Consider the following 25,355-nt stretch of genomic DNA (forward strand, 5'->3'; position numbering starts at 1 on the left):
TTACTCTTCTCCACCAGCAAGGCTCTCAAGCATCGATTTCTTATATGACTGATATCTTCCTTCTTCAATAGCCTCTCTGATGTCTTTCATCATATTATTATAAAAATACAAATTATGCAAGACGCAAAATCTCATACCGAGCATTTCATTTGCCTTGAGCAGGTGTCTGATGTACGCTCTGCTATAGTGCTGGCATGCAGGGCATCCGCAGCCCTCCTCTATAGGTCTGTCGTCTGTCTCAAATCTCGCATTCTTGAGATTCATCTTGCCATGCTTCGTGTACACATGGGCGTGTCGTCCATTTCTGGATGGATATACGCAATCGAAGAAATCAACACCTCTGTCGACCGCCTCAAGTATATTTGCAGGGGTTCCAACACCCATGAGGTATGTCGGTCTGTCCTCAGGCAGATACGGAACGGTCACATCGAGTATGTGGTACATCTGCTCTGCTGTCTCTCCTACTGCAAGTCCTCCTATGGCATATCCCGGAAGATCAAGCTCGCTGATTCTCTTGGCGTGTTCTATTCTGATATCCTCGTATATGGCACCCTGATTGATTCCAAACAATAGCTGATTCTTGTTGATCGTATCCGGCAGACTGTTAAGTCTCTCCATCTCATTCTTACATCTGACAAGCCATCTGGCTGTTCTCGCAACAGAATTCTCCACGTACTGTCTGTCAGCCAGTGCAGGGGCACACTCGTCAAATGCCATGGCTATTGTAGATGCCAGATTCGACTGTATCTGCATGCTCTCCTCAGGTCCCATGAATATCTTGCGTCCATCGACATGGGAATTGAAGGTTACCCCCTCCTCCTTGATCTTCCTAAGTCCCGCCAGGGAGAATACCTGGAATCCGCCTGAATCAGTGAGTATCGGTCTGTCCCAGTACATAAACTTATGTAAACCGCCCATCTGCTTGACTATCTTATCCCCAGGTCTCACATGGAGATGATATGTATTTGACAGCTCGATCTGACATCCTATGTCCTTGAGATCCGTTGTTGCCACAGCTCCCTTTATGGCTGCTGCCGTTCCAACATTCATGAACAGAGGTGTCTGCACTGTTCCGTGAACAGTCTGAAATTCAGCTCTCTTTGCCCTTCCATCCTTACAAAGTATTTTGTACATTGTTATGTAAACCTTTCTTTTTCATTTTTCCAAATCTTACGCTATACTTAAGCGTACTCTTTATAATGCACCATTTAAAGTATATTTGCAAGCAAATTTACAATCCACAGGCATTTACCGCCGAACTTGACCGCATACCGGATGAATACGAGGACTTCCGATACAATGCAGGCAGATTACAATTTTGACAGCCACATATCTTACATACAAAACGGCACCTGTAATTTCACTTACAGGTGCTGTTATATCAATCTATAGGCTTTCAGTTCTGTTAGCTCCGTGCTAAATCACCACTGAATTATCTGGCTTATCACTGCTTCTCCTTCAGCGTAGCTGTAGCAGTCTGCTTCTCGTAGTTACCATTGTTGTTTCTGTAGTATACGATAGATACCTTATCGCCAGGATTGCAGGCCACGATCTTGTCGTGGAATGTCTCCATATCTGCTATGTCCTCACCGTCAAGGCTGCAAATGATATCTCCTGACTGGAGTCCACACTCCTCTGCTGCTGAACCCTGCTCAACTGATGAGATATATACACCCTCAGGCATGTTCAGGAGCTGTGCGTACTGGCTTGTGATGGTCTGGGCAGATATACCGAGGTAAGCCTGTCCTGATGTTGTTCCATCATTTGACACATTCTTGCCTGCTATCAGGTCATTGATTATATCCTGTACATCTGATATAGGAAGTGCATAGCCCATACCCTCAACGCTTGTATCTGAATACTTGGCTGTGTTGATACCGATCAGCTCGCCCTGCATGTTGACAAGGGCACCACCACTGTTACCAGGGTTGATGGCTGCATCTGTCTGAAGTACCTTTACTGTCTCATCTGAAGCACTTATCTCTCTGTTAAGTGCGCTTATATATCCAACTGTAACTGACTGTCCATATCCAAGTGCATTTCCGATTGCCACGCACGGATCACCAACTGCAAGATCATCCGATGAACCTACCTGAATCTCCTTTATCTCATTCAAAGTGTCATCCGATATGTCCGAAAGCTTAACTGTGACAACTGCTATATCATTGTTCTCAACGTATCCCTTTACCACCGCATCTGCACTCTTGTCATCGACAAATGTAACTGACAGTGACTTAGCATTCTGTACCACATGATAATTAGTTGCAAGATACAGGTACTGATCATCCTTGCCGATGATGATACCTGAACCGGCTCCTGTTGACTCCTGCTGATATGAATTGAACCAGTAATCATATGTTGTTACGTATGTTCCTGTGATCGATACGATGGAAGGCATAACCTTCTTGGCAACCGTTGACACATCGTACACTGTACTTGTCGTGTCTGATGATGCCTGCTTGAGCTGTGGTGCATTGTTCTCTGTTGAACCCTCAGCACTCTGCTCTGTTGTGGTCTGCGAATCTTTGCCGAGAAGCTTATCCGATCCATATCTGACCCCCTGGAATACAACGCCTGCCACAAGTCCGAATACAACAGCCGCTGCAACCACACCTGCTGCCTTCTTGCCAAATCCGCTCTTCCTGTTCTTTGGCTTCTTATCTTTTGCCTTCTTCTGTCTCATATTGTTATCTGAAGGCTTTCCTGTTCCCATATTGTTCATTGGATTGCCTGCCTGATTCTGATAACCCTGATTCATTCTCTGGCTGTCATACCATGCTTCCATGCCATTTACATTTCTCTGAAAACCTGAATATGAAGCGTTCTGTGTACCGACTGTTTGAGCATTCTGCGATGAACTCTGTGCGCCGGCAGTCTGAGCGTTCTGTGCTGAGCCATGTACACCGGCTGTCTGATTGTTCTGCGCTGACTGTGCGCCCTGAACATTCTGTGTCTGCTGTGAAGCATTTGTTGAAGGTCTGTCAAATCTTGAATCTCCTCTATTGTTCATATAGCTGTAATGATACAGACCATCCTGCTGTGGTGCCTGACCACTATTTCCATTCATCTGGTTCTTGTTTTCCTGTTCCATCTCTATCATCCTTTCGCATCTTTATTATCTTAATTCCTGTAATCGGTACCTTTCTCTTTCTTACAGTTGTTACTATACGCAGTAAATGTGTCATATTTGTGTCTTTATTGTTTTAATTCTGTGCACAAATGTTATATACTAGTCAGGTACGATCTCAAATAACCCTTATGGAGGATAATATATGTTTAGAGTATGGGGAAAACTTATAAAAGATAACCACCTCATGAAGGATACCGTGATATGCATATCCGACTACGAGATGACGCGTACCCACAAGGTATACAAGGCCCTTGAGGATATGTGCTACGAGTTTGACCTGGCAAAGCCGGTGTGGCTTAAGAAGAATAAGGATGAGTTTATCCACCACGCCAGAACCAGATTCACAGCGGATAACTTTGTGGAGGATATAGATTTTGACTACCTTGATTTTCAGGTAATAGAGGAGGAATACTAGATGTTTTCTGTCTCTTCAGTGAGCAAAAGCTACGGCAAAAATAAAGTTCTGACAGATGTGTCACTGTCCGTATCCCCGGGTGAATGCATCGCCCTTCTGGGAATCAACGGATCGGGTAAATCCACCCTGCTGGGAATACTATCCAGAAACATAAAGCCAGACTCAGGGTGCTTCGGTTTCGACTGTCAGGCAAATGCTGCTCTGCTCCCACAGGACAATCCACTCATACCGGAACTCACAGCCATTGACAACATCAGACTGTGGCACCCCGGAAGCAGGAAAACAGTCATGAACTCCCACAATATGAGCATATGTCAGTCTCTCGGTGTGGATTCATTTCTGGACAAACGTGTCTCAAAGCTCTCCGGTGGAATGAAGAAGAGGCTAAGCCTTGCCATCACGATGATGTCTGACCCGGATCTGCTTCTTCTCGATGAACCTCTGGCCTCGCTTGATCTTCTATGCAAGAACGGGATACTGAGCTATCTCCAGAATTACATAACACATGGAGGAAGTGTCATCATCGCCACACATGAGACATCTGCGCTGGATATATGCAACAAGATATACACACTGAAAAATGGACACATCCAACTGGCCATAGACAGAAATATCTCACCCGGATACACCTCACCTGAAACCTACATCAATCTGATCAGATCATAGCTTTATCTAAAGGAGTTTTATGTTTTACCGACTTATACGAACTGATTTGAAAAGAATAGCTCATTATGGAATATACATGGTAGTCGCAGCATTTGTCATGATGACGGTTTTCCTGTGTCTTGCGTTAAACGCGAACTCTTTCATCTACTCTGATGACCGCTCCGAACCACTTTCAATCGGAATCGTGATGAGTGCAGATTCAAAAACCGCACAGATGGCATACAACACGATATCTGATATGGACAGCTACCACTCATCATGTGTATTCACAGAATTTTCAGACAAGGATACAGCCCTTTCAAGGCTCTCTGACGGAGACCTGTTCGCTGTGATCTACGTCCCTGACAATATCATAAGCGACATCATGGACGGAACGAACACACCTGTCGAGGTATACTATTCTGACAACCGGTCCATCGATACATTTGTGCTGAATGACCTCTTCCGCTCCACATCCTCCATGCTTGGCATATCCCAGGCGGCCATATATTCGGTTCAGGCGATAGGAAGGAACATGGAGCTTCCCGAGGATATTCAGGACACGCTCAGCAACGATGTAAATGCCATGTTCATGACTAAGGTTCTTGACAGGACTGCCAACTTCACCGTCGACAAGATAAATGCAACCAGAGCAGCAAATACCACCGACTTCTACATAAGTGCGGCGGTCCTTCTCATGATGATGCTGTGCAGCGTTGTTTTCTTCCCATTCCTGCTCGACCTCCCAGCCTCTTACATAACAAAGCTCAGGTCACAGGGAATTGGCAAAGTCAGACGCAATGTCAGCAATTTCATATCCATGTTCATATGGCTGTATATCCTTTATATAACTGTATACATGGCTCTCGCCCTGGCATCACTGTTTATCGATGAACTGCATGTAAATATCCACATGAGCGGGATACTGTTCGGAATCGTCATAGCTACATGTGTCGCGGTATATACACTGCTCATAAGTCTGCTTCCCGCAGGGACACACGGCTGCACACTGCTTCTCACTGTGGTCACTGTCATACTGGCCTATGTGAGCGGCTTATTCATACCGGAAGCCATGCTTCCAAACTTTGCAAAGGATATATGCCATGGATCGCTGCTCAATAAGCTTGTGCAGACACTGTGCATATATTTATCATAAATTTACGGAGATACATCTATGAACCATATAAGACAGATAAACTTACTTATAAAGAGAATACTATGCCGTCCCGCCATGATCGTCGTTCTGCTGGTCATCCCCGCTGTGCTGATCGCTGTGAGCCTTCTGCCAGCCAGAAAGCAAAGCACCGAGATCGTGTCCGGCGTGTATATTGAAAGTTCTGACGAACACACGGATGCTTTCCTGTCGTATCTCACATCGACATCCACGGGATTTACCTTCAGGCACTATGAATCCCTGAAAGACATGAAGGATGATGTAGCATCCGGCAGGATCGACTCCGCGTACATGGTTCCTGATGGTTTCAGTGAATCAATGATCCACTCTGACGGGAAGCGCCACATAACCGTGTATACAACCGATGGAAGCTCATTCCAGTCTGTGTCCGAAGAATCCGTGTCTGCCGCCCTCCTGTATGCATATGCGGCAGACATGTCTGTATGTATGCTCCAGGATCGTTATCTGGCAAATGTCCCATACGACGAGACCCAGATGTCAGAATACATCAGTGATAGATTTAAGGGATATATCGAAAATGAGGACATTTTCACAATCGAGAGCGGACTCACCGGAAAATACACGGCATCGACAGATATTGCGCCAAACAATTTTCCTGTGGGAATATTGGTTTACATAACTTTGTTCGTATGTTCTCTCCTGGGACTTCAGAACTATCTCCGGGATCTGGACTGTGGGGCTTACTCTATCCTCTCCTCCAGAAAAAAAGCCGGATTCTGTGTAAAAAATATAGCAGCGGGAATTATTCCCGCTGCCATTATCAGCTTTATATCCTTGATCATATATTCCGGCACCAATGGCTGTCTCAATGTCCTGCTGCATATCGCCGCAGTGTCAGTCATCAGCCTTGCTGCTGCACTTATATTCAGAGTGATATTCAGGCGCTATAAGATATTTACTATAGCTCTGCCATTCATCATCATCTGTACTCTTCTCCTGAGTCTTCTATCAATGCTCTCGCAGATGTAGACTCTGTGATCTGCTTTACCAGACATCCATAGCTGTCAGCCGGCACCGCCACATTGAAGCACACATCTGCAGTGTAATCCGTACTGTCTATCAGTGCATCACTGTTGCTGAGAAGATATTGTACCTTACCCGAATCGTTGTAGTTCGTGGTTATCTTCACCAGCTTCATAAGCTGCATCTTATGTATACCCGCATCAGACAGTGCAAGCTTGGCTGCCTCGGTGTATGCTCTCACAAGACCACCTGTTCCGAGCAGTGTTCCACCAAAATACCTTGTGACCACTATACATATATTAACCACCGCATTCCCCGTGATAACCTCCAGGATGGGTTTTCCAGCCGTTCCCTGCGGTTCTCCGTCATCAGAGAATCTTAGCAATGTATTCTCGCTGCCTATGGCAAATGCATAGCAGTTGTGCCTTGCATCATAGTGTTGCTTCCTGATCTTCTCGACAAAGGCATATGCCTCTTCCTCCGAGGACACAGGGACTGCATAGCCGATGAATCGTGATTTCTTCTCGACTATCTCGTCCTGCCCCTCCTGTAATATCGTGTTGTATGTCTCTATCATCGCTTCTCCGAATTGCTGGTGAGCAGCTTGCCCAGCTCATCCATAAATGTATTCACATCCTTGAACTCTCTGTACACTGATGCAAATCTTACATAGGCTACCTGATCAAGATCCTTGATCTTATCCATGACTATCTCACCTATGGTCGTGCTCTCTATCTCTCTCACTTCCATGTTGAAGATGGTGTTCTCTATGTCATCTATGCACTTTGTGACTGCTTCCGCTGAAACCGGACGCTTATGGCATGACTTTATGACACCTGACTCTATCTTGGAACGGTCATAAGTCTCTCTGTTCTTGTCCTTCTTGATGACTATGAGAGGTATGGTCTCCACCTTCTCATATGTGGTAAATCTCTTACCACAGGCGTCACACTGTCTTCTTCTTCTGATCGCACTTCCATCCTCCGCTGGTCTGGAATCGATAACCTTTGTATCATCTGCTGAGCAAAATGGACATCTCATATAATTTTCTCCTTATATCTCCCACCTTCGGAGGGACCTTCTTACGATATTATCTTTACTGGGCACTTGGCCTTACATGCACCACAATTTGTACACTTCTCCGGATCTATGTGAGCAAGGTTTCTGTCTATCGTGATGGCTCCAGCCTCACAGTTCCTTGCACACAGTGTACATCCGATACATCCTGCGCTGCAGGCTGCCTTGACCTGAAGACCCTTGTCATGGGAATTACATCTGACAAGTCTCTCTGCATCATATGGAACCAGTTCTATCAGGTGTCTCGGGCACTCTGTGACACATTTGCCGCATGCCTTACACTTCTCCTTATTAATTACCGCAATTCCATCTATAATGTCAATAGCCCCGAACTCACATACTGCCTTACATGAGCCATAACCTGTACATCCATATGTACATGCCTTAGGACCGCTGTTTGGATTGTTCTGTGCCAGCTTACAGTCCCTTGGTCCAACATACTCGTATACATCCTTCGCCTTCTCGCAGTCTCCTGCACACTTGACAAATGCCACATACCTTGTATTTTCAGCGTTTTCCACGCCCATGACCTCACTGATCTTCGCTGCCACTGCCTCGCCTCCAACAGGACACGCTGATGGCGGCATCTCACCTTTGGCGATGGCCGCTGCCAGTCCGTCACATCCCGGATAACCACATCCACCGCAGTTATTTCCCGGAAGGAGCTCTCTTACTGCTATTTCTTTCTCATCTACTTCTACCTTAAATTTCTCTCCTGCGACACCCAGAAGGATACCTATCACAATACCTACGCCTGCGACGACTGCCACAGCTATCAATATTCCTGTCATATCCGCACCCTCCTTATATCAATCCTGAGAAACCGAAGAACGCAATCGCCATAAGACCTGATGTGATGAGAACTATAGGGGTTCCCTTGAACGCCTCAGGTATAGGGCTGTGCTCAAGTCTCTCTCTGATTCCTGCAAGTATCACTATGGCTATAGTAAATCCGACTGCAGAGCCACATCCGTTGATGGTACTCTCAAGTATACCGTAACCGCTCTGTACATTTGAGAGAGCGATACCAAGCACGGCACAGTTGGTCGTGATCAGTGGAAGGTAAACTCCAAGTGATTCATACAATGACTTGACCTTCTTCTTGAGGAACATCTCAACAAACTGTACAAGTGCTGCGATCACAAGGATGAACACTATGGTGTTGAGGTACTCAAGTCCGAATCTTCTCAGTATGCCGTAATACACAACGCTGGTGACAAATGAAGCTATGGTCATGACGAACACAACCGCTGCTCCCATTCCGGTTGCTGTGTTGACACTCTTGGACACTCCAAGGAAAGGACACAGTCCGAGGAACTGGCTGAGGATAACATTATTTACAAGTGCCGCTCCGATGGCTAACAATAAAATATTCATTATCTCTTACCTCCCTTTCCTTTTTTCTTCTTTATATGAGCCATTGTCTCCTTGAGCTTTATGTCGGAATCTGCTGGCTCGTTCTCTGCAGAGTGTTCTGGCTGCTCTGCTTCCGTCGGCTGATCCGTTGATGGCTGCTCTGCTGCCACTTTGTCTGCTACTTCCTGTTCTGCTGCTGGCTGCTCTGTTGACTTCTCATTCTGGAGATTGTCCTGACTGTCTGACTGAGTCTCTGTAACAGTCTGTTGCTCCTCATCTGGCGTCTTTTCCTGCTGAACTTCCTCAGCATGCTCCTTAAGCATCTTTCCTGTCGCATTCGGAACAAGCTTTATGTCGGCGAGGACTGACTCTCTGGTCGGTGCATATGGGCTGAGTCTTGGCTCATCCTTCTTCGCCTCATCTGGCTTGTCAGCCTCTGGCGCTGTATTCTTTGCTGCATCCTTATCTGCCGCTGCAGGTGTCTCTTCCTGCTTCTTAACCTGTTTTGCATCCGCTGAAGGTTTCGCCGGAGCCTCTGCTGCCTTTACAGGAGCCGGAGTCTCTGAAACCAGCTTGCCACAACATGCTGCATTGATACAGCCTGCACATGAGTCCGGTCTGCATGCTGCCGGGATCTCCTCTCCATTTGCCAGTGCCTCGGCTGCCTTCTTTGCATTTCTCTTGTTGATAAATGCTATGATGAATGCAAGCACGAAGAATGCACCAGGTGCAAGTACGAATATTGTTATAGGTGTGTACAGGCTGAGTGCATTGCCTATACCCTTTATAATTCCCGATGAGTTCTGAAGTAAGTTGCCATCTCCAAGTATCTGGAATCCAAATACACAGCCCTTTCCGACAAGCTCTCTGAACATTCCTATAAGTGTAAGGCCAACTGTAAATCCAAGACCCATTCCAAGTCCATCAAATATAGATGGAAGTACCTTGTTCTTGGAAGCATATGCCTCGGCACGACCAAGGATGATACAGTTTACAACTATAAGTGGTATATACAGTCCAAGGCTGCTGTTGAGTGATGGCAGGTACGCCTGCAGCAGAAACTGTATGATAGTAACAAACGAAGCTATGATAACTATAAATGATGGTATTCTGACCTTATCAGGTATAACCTTTCTGAGTGCTGAGATCATGAAGTTGCTGAGCACCAGGATACATGTGGTCGTAAGTCCCATTCCTGCGCCATTGATAGCTGATGATGTAACCGCAAGTGTCGGACACATTCCAAGCATCTGTACGAAGGTCGGGTTCTCTTTCACAATACCATTATATAAACGCTCTGTACATTTTCCCATTACTTGTCACCTCCGTTCGACGCTGCAGATGAATCAGCAGCACCACCATTTATGGACTTCACATACTCAAGTCCCGCATTCACCGCATTGGTAACCGCATTTGTTGTGATGGTAGCTCCTGACAGGGCATCTATCTCCTCGTCCACTGTTGCACCTGACTTGGTGTACTGGAACTTGTCGACCTTCTTTCCTGCAAACTGCGACTTGAAGCTGTCTGTGTCAGCCTCCATACCAAGTCCTGCAGTCTCTGAGAGTGACAGGAATGAAATTCCATTTGTCGTTCCATCCGCTCTGACTCCCATGGCAAGCTGAAGGTCTCCACTATACGCCTCATGTGATGTGACAGTCACAACATATCCAAGTGCTGAACCATCGCTGCCCTTTGCTTCCACGATCTCATCTATATCTGCGTTATATCCGGCATCTGACAGGATCTTTGCAGCCGCATCGGCATCAAAGTCAGCATAGCTGTCAAACGAATCCGCATCATCGAATACCGCCTTGTATGCCTCTTCCTTTGCTTTCTGCTCTGTAACTGCTATAGGATCCTTTGTGATCTTATATACATAAGCCAGTGCAAATCCTGCTATGACTGTGATTATCATGATTGCTATAGTTGCTATAACAATCGACTTTGTATCCATCTTGGACTTTGTTCCGGCTGTGTCACCCTGGGCTGCAAGCTCTGCGCCCTCTCCGAAGCTCTTCGGCTGTGTCCATCTCTCAATGAGTGGCACAAGCAGGTTGGAGAATATGATCGCATATGATACGCCCTCTGCTGATCCTCCGTATATTCTGAAACAGAATGTGAGTATACCAAGTATCACACCAAACACAACCTTACCCGCAGGTGTGATAGGTGATGTAACATAGTCAGTTGCCATAAAGAATGCTCCAAGCATCAGACCACCACCGCACAGGTGTGCTGCGAGGAATGTAAGATCAAAACCTCTACCCGATGCAACCGCATATATCATAATGAGCACCGCAAATGTTCCTATATATGTAAATGGAATAACCGGCTTTATAACTCTTCTGATCAGAAGATAAGCCGCACCAACAAGTAAACATACAACTGATGTCTCACCTATGGTTCCCGGTATATTTCCAAGAAACATATTGAGTACATTGACATTTGCCAGATTCCCTGTGTTCTTGAGTACTGCAAGAGGTGTAGCAGTTGTCACACCATCATACGAGAATGATGTCATTCTTCCTGCAAATGATATGAGAAGGAAACATCTTGCGCCCAGCGCTGGATTCATGAAGTTGAATCCCAGTCCTCCAAAGAGCTGTTTAACTATTATAATGGCAAATGCACTTCCGAGTATCGCCATCCACACCGGTACATCCGGTGAGAGGTTCAGTGCAAGAAGAAGTCCTGTTACAACTGCACTGAGATCGCTTATGGTTACTTTTCTGTTCATCATCTTCTGGTACAGCCACTCAAACAGCACGCATGAGACCACGCATGTGAGTATAAGTATCATAGCGTTCAGCTCGAAGTTGATGATTCCAAATACGGTTGCCGGAAGCAAAGCAATGATCACATCCAGCATAATGCTCTGTGTACTTCGTTTATCTCTGACATGTGGAGATGACGAAATCTTAAATGTATTATCCAATGTGTACACCTCCTACTTCTTTTTATTTGCAATGATGGATTTTCTTGTTCCCGCAATGGTCTGTGTCAGATGTCTCTTCGCCGGACACACATACGAACAGCATCCACACTCACAACACTCCATTCCGTTGTGAGCCAGGAATCCCTCTGTATCCCCATGCTCAGCCAGTGAAGCAAGCATCGAAGGAACAATACGTCCCGGACACACATCAACACAGCGTCCGCATCTGATACAGTTGCTCGGTTCAATGTCTGCCACCTCGTCATGTGTCATACACAGCAGTGCCGACACTCCCTTGGTTGCAGGAACATCCAATGAGAAAAGTGCCTTTCCCATCATAGGACCGCCTGAGATCACCTTCTCAGGAACCACACCATCCTTAAATCCACCCGCAGCCTCTATAAGCTCCTGACAGTTTGTTCCTATCCTCACCATAAGATTGCATGGATTCTCTATGGCATCACCTGTTATGGTGACTATCCTTGTGTAGAGTGGTCTTCCCTCTATAACTGCCTCATATATGGACACGATGGTATCAACATTGTGAACTATACATCCAGCATCCGCTGGAAGCATCTTGGAGTTGACATATCTTCCAGTGTTAGCATATATGAGCTGACGCTCGGCACCCTGAGGGTACTTGGTCTTCATCACATGGACTTCGATCTTGTCATTGTCCTTTACCTTATCCCTGAGAAGTTCTATTGCCTCAGGCTTATTATCCTCTATGGCGATGATTCCCTTTGCATGATCAAACAGATTGATACATATCTCAAGTCCCAGTATCAGCTTGTCCGGTTCCTCCATCATCCTTCTGTAATCCGAAGTAAGATATGGCTCACACTCTGCGCCATTTACTATTATGTAGTCGATCGCATCCTCGTTCTTCGGGGACAGCTTGACATTTGCAGGGAAACCGGCGCCGCCCATTCCTACTATTCCGGCCTCCTTGATGATCTCCTTCACATCCTCTCTATACAGAGTGGACAGATCTTTTACATTTGCTGCAAAGTCGATCTCCTCAAACAGGCCATCATTCTCTACAACTATTGATTCAACCTTTGATCCACCAGGCACATATCTCGGCTCGATCGCCTTGACCTTTCCCGATATGGATGAATGTATATTTGCTGACACGAAGCCACTGGTCTCCGCAATCTTCTGACCAACCAGGACTCTGTCGCCCTTCTTCACTATAGGTGTGGCCGGTGCCCCTATATGCTGACTCAGCGGGTACACGCAGTCACCTTTTGGAAGGTATTCTCTGACAGGCTTTTCCATTGACAATTCTTTGCCTTCATATGGATGAATTCCGCCCAGAAATGTTAACAAACCCATGTTCTACCTCTTTTCCTTATATATTTTTATTAAAAAAATCTCCCTATATAATAACGCTTTAAGCCCTCAAAAACAACCTAAATGGGGATATATTATCATTTTAAAATATGGAAATTCTTCTGCTTATCCGCATAAAAAACGATCACATATAAGATATAGACACTTATGTCTTTTCTGTATCTTACATGTGATCATTTATAAATTCATTCGGATATCATTCTAATATTCTATGGACGGAAGCTTTCTGACAAGCACAGCCCCCGCCAGCCCTATGCACACACCGGCTATAGTTCCCGATATGCACAGCACCGGCATATACAACATGATATTGCCACTCTTCATGAGAAGTGCTGCCATTGCTATCTGCCCTGCGTTGTGGCTCACTCCGCCCAGTATGCTCGTTCCAAGGAGACCAAACAGATCCTTTTTCCTGCAAAGCGTCATGACCAGAAGTGACAACACCGCTCCCGCCATGCTGTATACCATAACCGTCATATTGCCAAACAACAGCGATGACAGCACCACTCTCACCAGTGACACTATCCACGCATCTGATATCCTCAGCCTGTACATGACAACTATGGTGACCATATTTGCAAGTCCCAGCTTGATTCCCGGAACAGCTATATTCACCGGGATCATGGATTCAAGATAGGAAAATACCATGGCTATGGCCACGAACATACCTGTGTATGTGATCCTTTTTGTACTCCAGCCATGCATTCTATCCACCGCCGTCTCTGAACTTTTCTGATCATTTTTATCTCTACTGCACATCTATATCTCTTTCCCTGCCACCTTGTATCTCTATGACAAGCCTGTGCGGAAGACAGGTTATAGTCTCTCCTCTCCTGCTCTTCCAGCCCATATTCACGCACACCTTATCCGGGCAGTCCGCATCACCGACACTGATCTTCCCAGATTCAACCACAACAGTGTTGCTGCCCCTGTCCGTGTTGAACTCATAGGTATCGTCGACTGTCATGTCTATGGTCTGCACCAGTTTGTCATCTATATACACATCCGCGGTATTGCCCGTCGGAAGCACAAGCCGCATGACAAGCCAGCATATAATTCCCGCTACTAAAAGGACTACACACAATATCAGATCTTTTTTTCTAAACCATCCTGCCATATCTTCACATCACTCTGCCAATTTATAGTCTTCTGCCGTTATGGTGAATCGGTCCTTCAGGCCTTCACTGACATACACATTCTTATCCTCATCTATGATGACGGCCTCCGCACCATACTCCTGAATGGTCTTCATAGCCTTATCCTTATCCATCAGCATACACAGTGTGGACAAGGCGTCACTGGTCAGTCCGTTATCACAAACTACCGTGGCCGCTATAGTGCCATTCCATGCCGGATATCCAGTCCGGGGATCAAGTATGTGGTGGTATCTCCTGCCATCCTGCTCAAAATACTTTTCATAATCTCCCGATGTGGATACAAATGCCGTCTCCCCATCGCCAAAGCTTATGACACCCATGGTCGTTCCCTCTCCGGCTCTCGGATCCTTGACACCGACCTTCCAGGCTGTACCATCAGGCTTGCTTCCGTACACAACTATACTTCCGCCCAGGGCCACACATGCACCGGCCGCATCAGTACCCTTGAGATACTCTGCTGCCATGTCGCAGCCATATCCCTTGCCGACTGCTCCCAGATCAAGCATCATACCAGGCTCTGATATCCTTAACGTATCGCCATCCACACTTACCTTTGACACATCCACCATCCTCAGTGCACTGTCTATATCCGCCTGTGATGGAATCTCTGTCCTGCCATCTTCTATCCCCCACACATCCGCCAAAGGCCGTATGGTGATATCCAGCAGATCGTCATGAGCCCTCGATATGTCAAGCGTCTGTTTCAGCACACCCGCAAGCTCGCTGCTCACCGTGATATCCTCATCAGGCTTATATGTGTTGTTCACCCTGTATATCTCAGAGTCCGCTGAGCGCCATGACAGCACATCCTTGTCCAGGCTGTCTATGAGCTTCAGCATCCCGTCTATATTCTCACTGCCATGGCTTCCATACACTGTAAATGACGCAGCCGTTCCCATGGTGATCGTGTTCCTTGTATATTCACTTTCACCTGACCGTCTCACGCCTGATATGATGACCATAGCAATCACAGCCACCATGACAACCACTACGGCTGCTATCCTGTACCATTTCTTCATGGTCTGCCTACCTCTGTGTTATTTCAGATATTCATCGTGAACCTGTTCTCTCAGCGAATATCTGAAGGATTTCTCGTACTCCACATTCTCATTAATGCTGTGGTTTACCTCCTCGAAGAAGCTCTGGTTGATGATATCCATGGAGTAGAATATCGGGTAGTTACTGTTCTTCTCCCACATCATAACTCCGCCATCCACGGATTCCTTACCGTACTCCTCCTCGTAGCGCTTCTTGCAGTCTCCACTGCACAGATATACATGACACAAACCGTTGAGGGTCTTCTTCAGCATATCCGTTCTGAGTATATATCCATCACAGTCTATCGCCCAGTCCGGTATCTCATCCGGCTTCACTATGACTATGATCGGCATATATCTGTCAGGGCTCTCAACAATCGCATTCAGCTTGTCATAGCTGATCTCCTCAGGGCTTGATCCCTCCTCCATGACTATCCCGGCGTCTACAAAGCCAACCTGATTGAACATATCCTTCATGAACTTTGGCCTGCTGTATCTTCTCTCCTTGACGTTGATGGTCTCACATATGTTCTCCACATTCACATCATATATATCCCCGGCACTCACCATATCCACTGTCACATGCCATATAACACCAGCCTCTGAATTGCTTATGTGCTGGAAATCCATATGAAACTCACCGGCCTCATATGTTATATATACCTTATATCCTATGGTGGAATAATCCACACTCGTGAGTTCCTCGGGCATCTGTGGGAACACCATACTGATGTGCTCTCTGACCCATTTGTATATGATCTCACACGCCTTGTCATAACCCGCCGCAGGTATTCCTACCCTGTGGCTGTACACAACATTCGGAACCATAGGCTTTATCTCAGTCTTCACCTCTGGTCTGACCGCTGGAACGAACTGCTCCTTGTCAAGCAGCCTTGATATATACTCGTTGTGGACTATCTCCTTGTTGATCAGATAAATAACTCTGTCAGGAGTCAGCTCCTTGTGATACTTCTTGTTGAGCAGTATCTCAACCAGTTCGCGCTTGCTCACAGTGTGGAACTGCGCCACGATGTCCGGATTGTTGTCCAGATATTCCCTGAGCTCAGGCTTAAGCGGATCCTGCGTGATCCTGAGCCTGTATTTGCTTCTTATGGCATTCTCCCAGTTCTTCTCCTTGTACTGTGAGTCGTGAATACTGTTGAAAATCTGCATGATAGACCAGTCGCACAGCTCCAGATTGGCTATGATACTGTTCATAACTCTGGACAGATCCTCATGTCCAGTCCACAGATCGGTCTCCTTGGAATCAGAACCCAGCTTATACTTATATCTCATCTCATGCTCTATCTCATGCCAACCCTCGAAGAGCACCGTCCTGAGCTGTACCTCAAATGTCTGGTCAAATGGCTTGTTCCACACACTTGCAGGTATGTTTCGCAGATATTTGCTCGGTATCCTGAACACACCGTTACATTTCTGTGCCTCAAATTTGTTCTCCTCATTCTTCGTCTTGGACCAATTGTCCAGAAGAAACGTCTCCTCAAGTATCTTCTCACATATATCCATGTCCTCCAGATAGAACAGGTTGATTCGTATACCTATGATATCCTGAATCTTTCTTCCACCTTCCTGCATGGAGTATTTACCAGTCTCCAGCTTGTGCAGAAGTGACGATTCTGACTTGATTCTCGATGTACTGTTAAAATATATTCCCGCATTGTTCAGCTTCGTGACAAGAGTGTTGAGCAGACTCATCTTCACATTGTTGATCTCCTCTATCTCCTGTTCCTGAAGAAGCTTCTCGTCACTATTATAGTCATAGATGCTATAATCCATTCCATCATTCCTTTTCTGTAATTATATATCAATCCGCCCTGCGGCGTCTTTCCTATATCCACGCATATCTTTATCTAGTATATCACAATAATTGTGTATTTTGCTTAAAATAATATGAACATTTTATAAAAAACAGTGCAATTCCACCCTTATAGTATAAAATCCACTCCATTTTCTTGCGAAAGTAAAGGCTTGTATATATAATTAAAAGGCTAGAACACAAATGAGAGGTTAAATTATGATTTTAGACTGTCAGAACATCTGCAAAGCATTTGGCACAGATGTTATATTGGACAATATTTCTTTTCATCTTGAGGAAAAGGAGAAAATGGCTATAGTCGGCATAAACGGCGCCGGCAAGACCACTCTTCTCAAGATAATAATGGGTGAGGAAAGTGCTGACTCCGGTCAGGTCATAGTGTCAAAGGACAGGACCATCGGCTATCTGTCCCAGTATCAGGAGAGCAATTACAACACTACTGTCCGCGGTGTCATGATGGATGCACTAAAGCCTATCCTTGAGCTTCAGGACAGGATGCGCGAACTGGAACACACCATGGCTGAACAGACCGGTGAGGAGCTCGAGAGATCTCTGGAGCTCTACAACCGCTACACCCACGAATTCGAATATAAGAACGGCTATAGCTGTGAGAGCGAGGCAAATGGAGTTCTCAAAGGACTAGGTTTCTCCAAGGAGGATTATGACCGCCACACGGACTCTCTGTCCGGTGGCCAGAGGACAAGACTTGCACTCGGCAGACTACTCATGGTGAAGCCGGATATCATCATCCTCGATGAGCCGACAAACCATCTGGACATGGAATCCATCTCATGGCTTGAGGGTTTCCTGTCATCCTACCAGGGAAGCGTCATCATCGTCTCCCACGACCGTTATTTCCTCGACAAGATCGTGACCAAGATAGTCGAGCTCGACAATGGCCACAGCCAGGTATACAATGGCAACTACACCTACTTCGCACAAAAGCGGGCAGAGATCCGTGAGAACATGATGAAGGCATATCTCAACCAGCAACAGGAGATCAAGCATCAGGAGGAGGTCATCACGAAGCTCAAGCAGTTCAACCGTGAGAAGTCCATCAAACGTGCAGAGAGCCGTGAGAAGATGCTCTCATGTATAGAACGTCTCGACAAGCCAACCGAGGTTGCATCCGAGATGAGGATCACTCTTGAGCCAAATGTCTTAAGCGGCGAGGATGTTCTTACGATCGAAGGACTCTCCAAATCATTTGGCGACAATAATCTGTTCTCAGGAATAGATATGGATATCAAACGTGGCGAACACGTCGCCCTGATAGGTGGAAATGGAACCGGAAAGACAACCATACTGAAGATGATCAACAGGCTTGTATCCAAAGATGCCGGAGCTATCATACTTGGATCACGCGTCAAGATTGGTTACTACGATCAGGAACATCAGGTACTCACGATGTCCAACACCATATTCGATGAGATAAGCGACGCCTACCCTGATCTGTCCAACACCAGAATCCGTAATGTCCTTGCGGCATTCCTCTTCACAGGTGAGGACGTGTTCAAGAGGATACAGGATCTGTCAGGTGGCGAGCGTGGACGTGTGTCCCTTGCCAAACTGATGCTCTCTTCCGCCAACTTTCTTATTCTGGATGAGCCGACGAACCACCTGGATATCACATCAAAAGAGATACTGGAGAATGCCATAAGGAACTACACCGGCACTGTCCTGTATGTATCCCACGACAGATACTTCATCAACCAGACGGCCACAAGGATCATCGAGTTAAGGGACAAACAGCTCACAAGCTATATAGGCAATTACGATTACTACGAGACCCACAGAACGTATTCCACAGATTCAGGAAGTCCATTCACTCCAATAAGCGGAGTCTCTGACGCACCGGCCCAGACCGCTCCCGCTGTCTCACAGGCCAAGCTCTCATGGCAGGAAAGCAAAGCTGAGGCGGCAAGGCAGCGCAAGAAGGCAAATGACCTGAAGAAGCTTGAGGCATCCATCGAGGAACTTGAGAACAGGATCGCAGAGATCGATGAACAGTTTCTTCTTCCTGAGAACGCCACAAATGTCGGTCTGCTGAACGACCTCACAAAGCAGAGGAACGAAGCCGACACAGAACTCAACGAGCTCTACACGAAATGGGAGGAACTGTCCGAGGAGGACTGATGGCGGAATCGCTCATGTCAAACCTGCAGGCTTAACTATATCAACAAATACCAAAAACACCATATACGACTACAGCAAAGAGGATCCATATAAGGTATCCACTCACCGTATTCATATATGGTGTTTTCTTTGTTATCATGCACAGTCTCCTGTACATCTATTGTTCATACATGTCTCATGCACAGTTCCCTGTACATTTATGTCAATCTCTCTACATTCTAATGTCTCACATGAATTATCTTCATGGCATACTGTCCCGACAGATCATATGCAGAATTGCTTATATAGACCTGATCGCTGCTGCCCATTCCACCCTGAATGATCCAGTATTCAGGCTTATTTCCGCTGTTAGAACCCCAGTCATGCACATATGCCTCACATGCCGAAGCCGGAACTCCAAGCTTTCTCAGATACTGCTTAAGTGCAGTCGCTGAAGAGAACTTTCCAAAATAGATTCCGACATGGGTCGGCTCTCCATTCGTATAGTAGACAACTATATCACCAGGCAGGAGCACATCGTATGAGAAGTCCTCCCTGTCCGCTGTGAGCTCGTAATCCGTCGCCTCACCCCAGCTTCCATTCTGCGCCAGAATCGCCTTGGCGATGACCTTGCGGAGTGCCCAGTCTGAGCATATATTTGATGAACTGATCACGAATCCGCCATTTGCAAAGTCAGTGTACTTGACTGACATATCACTTCCCGGAGTGCTGCTGCCTGCGTATCTAAGCGCATTTGCCACAAATACATTGCAGTAGATTCCTGTCTTGCCCAGATATTCATTGACAACCCTCTTCATCCATTCATCAAAATCCCAGCTTATCGAATCTGTCTTGAAGCATCTTCCCCAACTGTCAAATTCATACTCCACATCACCCACTACTATCTTCGTGAGTTTACTGCAGCGTCCATTTGCATCGCTGAAATAATACACCTTCTTGTTGTTGATCTTGGCGTTCTTAAGACCCTCAGACTTGTCGTTGAGCAGCTTGCCACTTCTGTACTCGGAATATCCTGTACTCTCGTCATAATACACATATTCAGTTACAGTTCCCTCATCGCCTACATAAGCCGCACTGTAATCACTAATCGTCTGCCAGCCCTTTGTTCTGACAGCCTTACCTGTTTTACCAAAGTAACTGCAGTTGTCCTGCAGTCTCACCACAGAATTCTTCTTTACTATCCATCTGTTATTCGAGAATACTCTGTACGTGTCTGCATATCCCGATACAGTATGTGTCGATCTGTAATATATCGCATCAGATATTCCCGTGCTGTCCGTGTGGAGCACAACATGTCCAAATGAAGGTATCCACGCATTCACCGCAGCCGTCCAGCCGCCCTCGCTCGCCACCTTCTGACATCTGTATCTTATGCCGTCCACCTGTACAAAATAGGTTGCCTCTCCGTTTCTTATGTAATACTTCTTATCCCTTGAGATCTCATACCACTTCGTGACGTTGCTCTTCGCACCGTTCACAAAGTAATAATATCTTCTGTTTACCTCGTATACACCGGTTGCCGTACTGGTCCATTTCCCCGACGAATACTGGTACAGTCTTCCCGACTGCATCCGCCTTATTGCCTTGCCGTCCACCGCAAAATAATACACGCAGTTTCCTGATGTGATCCAGGTCGATCTCACCGCAGCGCCGTCACTTCCAAAGTAATAATAGTCTTCTCCAAACTGCTTCACCACGTTCTTGACCGGAATACCCGCTTCGTAGTAGTACACTCTGGAATTTTCTGTTCTGAGTCCCTTGTACGCATTTCCATTCTTGTCAAACAGGACTTTTATATTATTTACCATGACAGCCTTATTCTTGACGGTGATCCTGACTGTTCCATTATAGCTGTAGAAATAATTGCCGTGATAAGCGCTCACAACATGCCCATCAAAAAGCTGGATATACTTCACATCATTTCCAGACATGCTTCCGGATATATCCGCGTCAACAAGCTCCCCTGCCGGTGAACTGCTGCCATATTTGTACCAGCCATCTCCCACAACAGCCTTGCCACTCACAAAGTAATCACAGTACCCGGATCTTGTGAACAGTCCTGTCGCCGGACTGCCCTCGCTATAATACACTCCATTGTAATATCCTGTCAGAGCTACAGAATAGTCCCTGGCAAATGTAAACTTTTTGAGCTCTATGGTATTGCCGCTCTTAACGCTCATGTTGACATATCTGCTTGAAGAATTATAATTCGCTGACTTCAGCATCTCAAAGCTGGTGTCTGTGTAGCTTCCGTTATACTCCACATTTGCATCGCTGTCATCCGCTGCGACAAGATAAAACTTGGAGTTATATCTTATCAGTGCGTATGTGATAAGTGTATCACTGTCCTCACCTGAACCAATGAAGTAACTCTCGCCCTCCGCAAAGCTGAGTCTGAACATGCCATCGGTGGAGTTCGTAAACACATATGTACTGCTGTTCATCTTAAGTGCTGTTTTCTCCACCACGCTGGTAGGCGTCGCCACCCCCGGAACCTCCGTATCCGCATATACAGATGCAGCCACATCCCCTGCAGTCTCCGCTTTGGCCGTCATGTTCCCCACACACGCCATCTCCGTCAGCAGAACAAATGCCACAGCGATGAGCAGAGCAAGAAATCTTACGTTATTCGACTTATACAATCCCTTCCTTATTGTTCGCAACATACTTCCTCCTGAGTATTTATTATGTATCTATAGTACACGATTTTGGCTGCATGTGAAATACAATATCTGATATTTTTCCGATATCTTCTCCACAAATTTCTTCGCCCCCGCCATATTTCTGTCATCAAGATTGACAAATGGATCATCCATTATGAGCATCGGCTTTTCATCCTGATACATGCTGTCCACTATTGCAACTCTTACACACACTCCGAGGATATCCGCCAGTCCCGAGCTCAAGGTCTGAGAATCCCTGTACATTCCCTGCTCTCTGTACCTGATTGTCATATCCGGAGCCGCCTGTACATTTCCTGCATGCTCTCCTGTAACGCATTCATAATACCTGTCAAATGCCTCCATGACCGGCACCGAATGTCCCACTGCAAATGTATCCCTGGCCTCCCCCAGCAGCTCGTACGCCTTTACGTTGAGCTCGTATCTGTGCAGATCGTCTTCCAAAGCCTTTTTCTTATCCGCCAACGATGCCGTCACAGCAGCTATCTCCTGTCTTCGAAGCTTGAGCTCCGCCAGTTCCCTGGCATACTCACCAAGTCTCATGTTTTCTGCCATATAGACCGACATCTCCTCATCCATATCGGATTCGTCATCGGCTGTATATATATCATCTGATCCGTCCGATCTGGTATCATCAGCGGCATCCCCCGGCTCTTCCACCTTATTCTTCCTGTGCCAAATCTTTTCATTTATCCCGCGTATAATGTAGTAGATTCCGAGTACACAAAACATACCTGCACATACAACAAATATAATCATAGCCATATCGTCAGGTTCTTCTATTCCAAGCATAAATTTCCACATCCCCAGAGATAAAAGTGCTGCGATCAACGCACAAAATCCTGTCATGATATATTTACTGCCACGTTTTTTATTATTTATGCTACTTCCAATGCTTTCTAGTTTTTCTGCATTATCTGCCTCTGGCTTCGCTGATTCCGGCTTCAACGGTTCATGCTTTACAACGGCTTTCTGTCTCTGCCGCCTCATCCGGTTCTGATTCTGCATTTCTATCTCACGGATATTTTTATTCAGCTCATTTATACTTCTGTCTATTCCATCAAGCTCCCTGACCTGCTCACGCATCCCATCAAGCTCATATTTTCTCCTGTACAGTTCCCCCGTCCGCTTGGTTGGCGACTGCCTGTTTATAACATTCTTCAGTATCTGTCTGGCATTCTCATAATTGCTTATATCATCCGTGCTGTCAGCGATATTACCAAGCTTAGCACTTATCCCATCCGTCGCCCAGGTCCGGCAGTCATCCTGCCCTATGTACATACTTCTCACAAATGACGCAGAATCCACATGAAACAGCTCCTCCCCAAGCTTATCCGTGAACATTCCTGTCACAGCATGAGTCGCCTCGTCGTATATCACGCATTTGTCATCGCTCTTCTTCGCGCCAAATGTCCTCTGAACCCTGTAGTTTCTGCCCCTGCTCTCAAATACCAGTTCTCCGCCATAGGCAGCCCCCGACCACGGGCGATATCTTTTTCTTTCATTCTCAATGTCATTTCTCTTCGTCTCACCGTCGAAGCCATACAGCATGACCCGGATAAAAGCAGCAAGAGTCGACTTGCCCCAGCCATTATCCTGGACAAATGTATTTATCCCATCCTCGAACTGGACTTCCATGTTATTCAATTTGCCAAATCCATCTATATAACAAGATATCAATCTCATACTTAAAATATCTCCTCGCCCGAAAGAGCCCTGAGTCCTGTCTGGATCACATATGCCTTGTCATTTTCACTCATATCCTGCCTCATGACCTTCCTCACGAATTCGCCCTTGAGGGACGCATCATTCACATACCTCATGTAATCCACCTGAAAATCCGTGTGATCCAAGATCTCCATATAGTAGAACGAATCCTGAAACTGCTTAGTCAGATAATCCGTGTTTATCTCGCTCTCAACATTTACCGCGCCTGTGAGGGATACCCTCACCATGTCCCTGGACTCATCTTCCATGGTCCCCGGCAGTTCCTGATACAGTCTGTCTGCGATCATGTCCGCCGCATCAGAGCTTGACTCTGCCCCTGTCACGTCCACTTCCACATCGAACAGCCTTCTATAGGCAAATGGCACAAATTCGGTCTCAACCATATGCTTCCTCTCATCCACGTCAAGCATCATAAATCCATGCTCACCACACTCGTCAAAGCCCCTGCCCTCCAGACATCCCGGATAGCAATAGACTCCCCTGTGATCAAGACTTTCCAGCTTTCTTCCATGCACATGTCCCAGTGCCAGATAATCTATGCCTCTTCCCCTGAGTTTCTTCAGGCATACATCATTCATGTTGCGAGCCCTGCCATATTCCTGCTCCTGTCCGTGGAGTGTGACAATATTTATATCGTTCTCATCCAGTTCGAGTCCATCATATATGCTGTTGCAGTTTTCGTCATTCAGCACAGCGCCCGCGATCACTATACGTGATCCCTTAAGCTGATACTGCGTCCACTCATCTCCGAATAAATACAGATTCTCTGGGAGTCTCCGCCCCGCAAATAAGCTTTCATCCGGGTCATGATTTCCCCTCAGATAGAACACATCTATGTCAGCATACTTCGCTATCTCCCCCAGAACAACATTTATCGTCGTGGCAGACACTGTCTCTGAATCAAAGAGATCCCCCGCTATTATTACCGCCTGCACGTCATTCTCTGCAGCATACCCGAATATTTTCCTGAATGTGTTAAGTATCTCATTTCTTCTGCCTCTGGCTCTTTCTCTTCCAAGATGTGCACTCAGGGCTGAATCAAGATGGATATCCGCACAGTGTATTATTCTCATAGTTCCTCAACCTCAGTCATCTCTATTCTTTTTCTATATTAACATATTACGTTAAAATTTGCTCATAAAGAATAAAGTCCACGGCATATGCCGCGGACCCTGTCTACATCATATCATATACCTCCTGTCTGATACACATGTGTTTTCTCTCTGTATTCAACAGCAGAAAACTGTCTCTTAAGTTCATACATGAAGTATATTGCTCCTTGATTTTCGTTCCGTAATTATTACGGATTTTGTTTTTTCACAAACAAAAAACGCCAGAAGCCTTGGGTTTACAAGGTTTCTGACGCCTGTCTAGCAGGGGATGAGAGAATCGAACTCCCACCAAAAGTTTTGGAGACTCCTATCATACCATTTGACCAATCCCCTATATACAGAAAAAATTTAACACCTGCTGCAGCGTTAAATTTTCCCGGTACGTTTTATTCTGTACCTTCAGAATTTCACACAGAAAGAGGTATCTTCTAAAGCTTATCTCTTAGAAACCTCTAAGGATAAGTCCTCGACCTATTAGTACTTCTCAGCTGAGTGCGTTACCACACTTACACCTGAAGCCTATCAACCTTGTAGTCTTCAAGGGGTCTTACTCCGAAGATGGGATATCTTATCTTGAGGGGGGCTTCACGCT

20 protein-coding genes, 1 tRNA gene, 1 rRNA gene and 2 pseudogenes are annotated in these 25,355 nt (G+C 46.1%); 5 read left to right on the plus strand and 19 right to left on the minus strand.

The genetic code is table 11. The features are described from left to right. Together tgt and AB5150_RS06000 are read right to left on the minus strand one after the other, a co-directional pair. Nucleotides 1–1,134: a tRNA guanosine(34) transglycosylase Tgt gene (gene tgt / locus AB5150_RS05995; protein WP_349092751.1), complete on the minus strand. Its 1,134-nt coding sequence runs from the start codon at nucleotides 1,132–1,134 to the stop codon at nucleotides 1–3. Nucleotides 1,135–1,444: 310 nt separating this feature from the next. Then, nucleotides 1,445–3,091 carry a S1C family serine protease gene (locus tag AB5150_RS06000; RefSeq protein WP_243440821.1) on the minus strand — a complete coding sequence of 549 codons (1,647 nt, stop codon included), beginning with the start codon at nucleotides 3,089–3,091 and terminating at the stop codon, nucleotides 1,445–1,447. Between the two features lie 181 nt (nucleotides 3,092–3,272). Between AB5150_RS06000 and AB5150_RS06005 the strand changes: the two genes are divergently transcribed. Genes AB5150_RS06005 through AB5150_RS06020 form a run of 4 tightly spaced genes read left to right on the plus strand, consistent with a single transcriptional unit; the run spans nucleotide 3,273 to nucleotide 6,354 of the window. Then, complete coding sequence (locus tag AB5150_RS06005) at nucleotides 3,273–3,545, plus strand: hypothetical protein (RefSeq protein WP_015533105.1); 273 nt, start codon at nucleotides 3,273–3,275, stop codon at nucleotides 3,543–3,545. Further along, a complete protein-coding gene (locus tag AB5150_RS06010) occupies nucleotides 3,546–4,211 on the plus strand; it encodes an ATP-binding cassette domain-containing protein (RefSeq protein ID WP_055144861.1) in 666 nt (221 codons plus the stop codon). Between the two features lie 19 nt (nucleotides 4,212–4,230). Beyond that, nucleotides 4,231–5,346, plus strand: a complete 1,116-nt coding sequence (locus tag AB5150_RS06015) for an ABC transporter permease (protein ID WP_368291482.1) — start codon at nucleotides 4,231–4,233, stop codon at nucleotides 5,344–5,346. An 18-nt stretch (nucleotides 5,347–5,364) separates the two neighbouring features. Beyond that, nucleotides 5,365–6,354, plus strand: coding sequence for an ABC transporter permease (locus AB5150_RS06020; RefSeq protein WP_368291483.1), 990 nt, complete (start codon nucleotides 5,365–5,367; stop codon nucleotides 6,352–6,354). Here the strand turns inward: AB5150_RS06020 and AB5150_RS06025 are convergent. The 12 genes and pseudogenes from AB5150_RS06025 to AB5150_RS06080 form a co-directional block, all read right to left on the minus strand. After that, nucleotides 6,305–6,925: a YigZ family protein gene (locus AB5150_RS06025; protein WP_015533102.1), complete on the minus strand. Its 621-nt coding sequence runs from the start codon at nucleotides 6,923–6,925 to the stop codon at nucleotides 6,305–6,307. The two genes, AB5150_RS06020 and AB5150_RS06025, sit on opposite strands and share 50 nt — an antisense overlap. Then, entirely contained in the window at nucleotides 6,922–7,389 is a 468-nt protein-coding gene (nrdR, locus tag AB5150_RS06030) for a transcriptional regulator NrdR (RefSeq protein WP_015533101.1), read from the minus strand. Before nrdR ends, AB5150_RS06025 begins: the two co-directional genes overlap by 4 nt. A gap of 41 nt (nucleotides 7,390–7,430) precedes the next feature. After that, a complete protein-coding gene (locus tag AB5150_RS06035) occupies nucleotides 7,431–8,216 on the minus strand; it encodes an RnfABCDGE type electron transport complex subunit B (protein WP_015533100.1) in 786 nt (261 codons plus the stop codon). 13 nt (nucleotides 8,217–8,229) lie between these two features. Beyond that, nucleotides 8,230–8,805 carry an RnfABCDGE type electron transport complex subunit A gene (locus AB5150_RS06040; RefSeq protein WP_165852764.1) on the minus strand — a complete coding sequence of 192 codons (576 nt, stop codon included), beginning with the start codon at nucleotides 8,803–8,805 and terminating at the stop codon, nucleotides 8,230–8,232. Between the two features lie 596 nt (nucleotides 8,806–9,401). Next, a pseudogene (gene rsxE / locus AB5150_RS06045) lies at nucleotides 9,402–10,094 on the minus strand (electron transport complex subunit RsxE); the annotation flags it as partial. Beyond that, nucleotides 10,094–10,738: an RnfABCDGE type electron transport complex subunit G gene (locus AB5150_RS06050; protein ID WP_308936786.1), complete on the minus strand. Its 645-nt coding sequence runs from the start codon at nucleotides 10,736–10,738 to the stop codon at nucleotides 10,094–10,096. The pseudogene rsxE and the gene AB5150_RS06050, both read right to left, overlap by 1 nt. Before the next feature lie 39 nt (nucleotides 10,739–10,777). Beyond that, nucleotides 10,778–11,719 (minus strand): annotated as a pseudogene (locus tag AB5150_RS06055) (RnfABCDGE type electron transport complex subunit D); the annotation flags it as partial. A gap of 12 nt (nucleotides 11,720–11,731) precedes the next feature. Beyond that, nucleotides 11,732–13,057 (minus strand): electron transport complex subunit RsxC, encoded by a 1,326-nt coding sequence (gene rsxC / locus AB5150_RS06060; RefSeq protein WP_368291484.1) that lies wholly within the window; start codon nucleotides 13,055–13,057, stop codon nucleotides 11,732–11,734. A gap of 219 nt (nucleotides 13,058–13,276) precedes the next feature. Next, nucleotides 13,277–13,834 carry a Gx transporter family protein gene (locus AB5150_RS06065; protein ID WP_022216220.1) on the minus strand — a complete coding sequence of 186 codons (558 nt, stop codon included), beginning with the start codon at nucleotides 13,832–13,834 and terminating at the stop codon, nucleotides 13,277–13,279. Then, nucleotides 13,824–14,192, minus strand: a complete 369-nt coding sequence (locus tag AB5150_RS06070; protein ID WP_368291485.1) for a NusG domain II-containing protein — start codon at nucleotides 14,190–14,192, stop codon at nucleotides 13,824–13,826. The genes AB5150_RS06065 and AB5150_RS06070 overlap by 11 nt, the downstream gene beginning before the upstream one ends. Nucleotides 14,193–14,201: 9 nt before the next feature. Continuing rightward, a complete protein-coding gene (locus tag AB5150_RS06075) occupies nucleotides 14,202–15,251 on the minus strand; it encodes an FAD:protein FMN transferase (RefSeq protein ID WP_368291486.1) in 1,050 nt (349 codons plus the stop codon). 18 nt (nucleotides 15,252–15,269) lie between these two features. Beyond that, nucleotides 15,270–17,066, minus strand: coding sequence for a hypothetical protein (locus tag AB5150_RS06080; RefSeq protein WP_015533093.1), 1,797 nt, complete (start codon nucleotides 17,064–17,066; stop codon nucleotides 15,270–15,272). Between the two features lie 238 nt (nucleotides 17,067–17,304). Between AB5150_RS06080 and abc-f the strand changes: the two genes are divergently transcribed. Continuing rightward, nucleotides 17,305–19,242, plus strand: coding sequence for a ribosomal protection-like ABC-F family protein (gene abc-f / locus AB5150_RS06085; RefSeq protein ID WP_368291487.1), 1,938 nt, complete (start codon nucleotides 17,305–17,307; stop codon nucleotides 19,240–19,242). Between the two features lie 218 nt (nucleotides 19,243–19,460). Here the strand turns inward: abc-f and AB5150_RS06090 are convergent, their stop codons facing one another. The 5 genes from AB5150_RS06090 to AB5150_RS06110 form a co-directional block, all read right to left on the minus strand. Next, entirely contained in the window at nucleotides 19,461–21,908 is a 2,448-nt protein-coding gene (locus AB5150_RS06090) for a hypothetical protein (RefSeq protein WP_368291488.1), read from the minus strand. Between the two features lie 27 nt (nucleotides 21,909–21,935). Continuing rightward, nucleotides 21,936–23,609, minus strand: coding sequence for an AAA family ATPase (locus AB5150_RS06095; RefSeq protein ID WP_349092760.1), 1,674 nt, complete (start codon nucleotides 23,607–23,609; stop codon nucleotides 21,936–21,938). Nucleotides 23,610–23,611: 2 nt separating this feature from the next. Next, nucleotides 23,612–24,724: an exonuclease SbcCD subunit D gene (locus tag AB5150_RS06100; protein WP_368291489.1), complete on the minus strand. Its 1,113-nt coding sequence runs from the start codon at nucleotides 24,722–24,724 to the stop codon at nucleotides 23,612–23,614. A gap of 301 nt (nucleotides 24,725–25,025) precedes the next feature. After that, nucleotides 25,026–25,096: transfer RNA gene (locus AB5150_RS06105), tRNA-Trp, on the minus strand. Between the two features lie 121 nt (nucleotides 25,097–25,217). Next, a 23S ribosomal RNA gene (locus AB5150_RS06110) occupies nucleotides 25,218–25,355 on the minus strand; the annotation flags it as partial.

The organism is Coprococcus sp. RTP21281st1_F1_RTP21281_210402 (genome assembly GCF_040915325.1).
Classification (GTDB): Bacteria; Bacillota; Clostridia; order Lachnospirales; family Lachnospiraceae; genus Coprococcus; species Coprococcus aceti.

Excerpts from the sequence above, each read along its gene's own strand:
- tgt (WP_349092751.1), bottom strand. The coding sequence starts at position 1,134 with ATGTACAAAATACTTTGTAAGGATGGAAGGGCAAAGAGAGCTGAATTT.
- AB5150_RS06000 (WP_243440821.1), bottom strand. The coding sequence starts at position 3,091 with ATGGAACAGGAAAACAAGAACCAGATGAATGGAAATAGTGGTCAGGCA.
- AB5150_RS06005 (WP_015533105.1), top strand. The coding sequence starts at position 3,273 with ATGTTTAGAGTATGGGGAAAACTTATAAAAGATAACCACCTCATGAAG.
- AB5150_RS06010 (WP_055144861.1), top strand. The coding sequence starts at position 3,546 with ATGTTTTCTGTCTCTTCAGTGAGCAAAAGCTACGGCAAAAATAAAGTT.
- AB5150_RS06015 (WP_368291482.1), top strand. The coding sequence starts at position 4,231 with ATGTTTTACCGACTTATACGAACTGATTTGAAAAGAATAGCTCATTAT.
- AB5150_RS06020 (WP_368291483.1), top strand. The coding sequence starts at position 5,365 with ATGAACCATATAAGACAGATAAACTTACTTATAAAGAGAATACTATGC.
- AB5150_RS06025 (WP_015533102.1), bottom strand. The coding sequence starts at position 6,925 with ATGATAGAGACATACAACACGATATTACAGGAGGGGCAGGACGAGATA.
- nrdR (WP_015533101.1), bottom strand. The coding sequence starts at position 7,389 with ATGAGATGTCCATTTTGCTCAGCAGATGATACAAAGGTTATCGATTCC.
- AB5150_RS06035 (WP_015533100.1), bottom strand. The coding sequence starts at position 8,216 with ATGACAGGAATATTGATAGCTGTGGCAGTCGTCGCAGGCGTAGGTATT.
- AB5150_RS06050 (WP_308936786.1), bottom strand. The coding sequence starts at position 10,738 with ATGGATACAAAGTCGATTGTTATAGCAACTATAGCAATCATGATAATC.
- rsxC (WP_368291484.1), bottom strand. The coding sequence starts at position 13,057 with ATGGGTTTGTTAACATTTCTGGGCGGAATTCATCCATATGAAGGCAAA.
- AB5150_RS06065 (WP_022216220.1), bottom strand. The coding sequence starts at position 13,834 with ATGTGCAGTAGAGATAAAAATGATCAGAAAAGTTCAGAGACGGCGGTG.
- AB5150_RS06070 (WP_368291485.1), bottom strand. The coding sequence starts at position 14,192 with ATGGCAGGATGGTTTAGAAAAAAAGATCTGATATTGTGTGTAGTCCTT.
- AB5150_RS06075 (WP_368291486.1), bottom strand. The coding sequence starts at position 15,251 with ATGAAGAAATGGTACAGGATAGCAGCCGTAGTGGTTGTCATGGTGGCT.
- AB5150_RS06080 (WP_015533093.1), bottom strand. The coding sequence starts at position 17,066 with ATGGATTATAGCATCTATGACTATAATAGTGACGAGAAGCTTCTTCAG.
- abc-f (WP_368291487.1), top strand. The coding sequence starts at position 17,305 with ATGATTTTAGACTGTCAGAACATCTGCAAAGCATTTGGCACAGATGTT.
- AB5150_RS06090 (WP_368291488.1), bottom strand. The coding sequence starts at position 21,908 with ATGTTGCGAACAATAAGGAAGGGATTGTATAAGTCGAATAACGTAAGA.
- AB5150_RS06095 (WP_349092760.1), bottom strand. The coding sequence starts at position 23,609 with ATGAGATTGATATCTTGTTATATAGATGGATTTGGCAAATTGAATAAC.
- AB5150_RS06100 (WP_368291489.1), bottom strand. The coding sequence starts at position 24,724 with ATGAGAATAATACACTGTGCGGATATCCATCTTGATTCAGCCCTGAGT.